We start from the raw sequence: 1,702 nt of genomic DNA on the forward strand, positions 1-1,702 counted from the left end.
TGGCCGCAAAGAAATCCTGCAATACGCTTTGGCATTCTTCTGCCAATATGCCGCCCAAAATTGCGGTATGCTTGTTCAGACGTTTGTCGGCAAACAAATCGACCACGCTGCCTGCCGCACCGGTTTTGGCTTCGGCCGCACCATAAATCACGCGCCCGACCCGCGCCTGTATCAAGGCAGATGCGCACATGGAGCAAGGCTCTAATGTGATATACACGTCGCAGTCTGCCAAGCGATAGTTTTGCAAGGCCTTACCTGCGGCGGCAAGCGCATTAATTTCGGCGTGGTGGCTGACATTGTGGTCGCCAATGCAGGTATTGTGTGCCGCTGCGATTGCCTTACCTTGATATACGATGAGCGCGCCAACTGGTATCTCGCCCAAGGCCGCCGATTGTCTGGCCTGTTCTATCGCCAGCCGCATAAAGGTTTCCATATCGTTTTGCGAAGGGAAAACGGCAACAGGCGGATGGTTTTTCAAGGCCTCGCCCAGCTCCGTCTTTCTCTCCTCGGAAATATGCCGGACATCTACACCTGAAACCAGCGCAGCCAGTTGCCACAAGGTGCTTTTGGTTACGGTCAAACCCGACGCTTTCAGCAATAGAAATGTGCGGACTGCGCCGATTTCCTGTAAATCTTCCAGCGTACAAACACCCAATTCTTTTAGCGCGGTCAATGTTTTAGGGGCAAGTGGTGGCGTGGTCAGCATGGATTATTCCTGAAAATGCTGACGCGCCAAGGCTAAGGCCGTCTGAACATAATCGCTGTCTGAGTAAGGATCTAACGTGTGCGCCAAAGGAATTTTCCGCAACCAGGTCAACTGGCGTTTGGCAAGCTGGCGCGTGGCGACAATGCCTTTTTCGACAAAGGTAACATAATCGGTTTCGCCTTCGAGATAATCCCAAGCCTGACGGTAGCCCACGCAGCGCATAGACGGCATATCGGCATGCAGCTGCGGATAATCGCGGCGTAAGGCGTGCATTTCATCGAGGAAACCGTGTTCCAGCATATTTAAAAAGCGTTTTTCGATTTGCTGGTGTAACAAATGGCGGTCTTCGGGAATCAGGGCAACCGTGCATAAATCCAATAAGGGCGCAGCCTGCTTCTGCTCTGTGAAATGTTCGCTCAAAGGCTTGCTGGTCAGAAGATAGACTTCCAAAGCGCGCTCAATACGCTGACTGTCATTGGCTTTCAGACGGCCTGCTGTAATCGGGTCAACTTCCTGCAAACGGCGATATAGGCCTGCCAGACCGTGTTCGTTTTTTTCTGCCTGAAGCTGTGCGCGCACTGCCGCATCCGCGCTAGGTAAGTCGTTCAAACCTTCCGTCAGCGCGTGGAAATACATCATCGTACCGCCGACAATCAGCGGATAGCGACCGCGCGCATGTATTTCGTTCACCAAGCGCACGCAGTCGCCGACAAAATCTGCCGCACTGTAACTTTCCAGCGGCGAAATAATATCAATCAAATGATGCGGTACGGCGGCAAGCTCTTCGGCAGTCGGCTTGGCCGTACCGATGTCCATGCCGCGATACACCAGTGCGGAATCCAAACTGATGATTTCCACCGGCAGCGATTGGGCAATATTTAAGGCCAGTGCGGTTTTACCGCCGGCGGTCGGGCCGAGTACGGCGAAGGCTTTGGGCGCGTTCATAAGAAAACGGAAAAATTAAAAATGCGATTATAGCAAACCCGGGCAAACCAT

General features: G+C 52.9%; 2 protein-coding genes. Both read right to left on the reverse strand.

Annotated features, from left to right (window positions below; translation table 11 throughout):
* The coding region (tadA, locus tag ACTHUE_RS18015) for a tRNA adenosine(34) deaminase TadA (protein WP_440424104.1) at positions 1 to 706 on the reverse strand (706 nt) is incomplete at its 3' end.
* 3 nt (positions 707 to 709) lie between these two features.
* Positions 710 to 1,651: a tRNA (adenosine(37)-N6)-dimethylallyltransferase MiaA gene (gene miaA / locus ACTHUE_RS18020; protein WP_070461802.1), complete on the reverse strand. Its 942-nt coding sequence runs from the start codon at positions 1,649 to 1,651 to the stop codon at positions 710 to 712.
* Positions 1,652 to 1,702 lie beyond the last annotated feature (51 nt).

The organism is Neisseria sp. P0021.S005 (assembly GCF_051956955.1).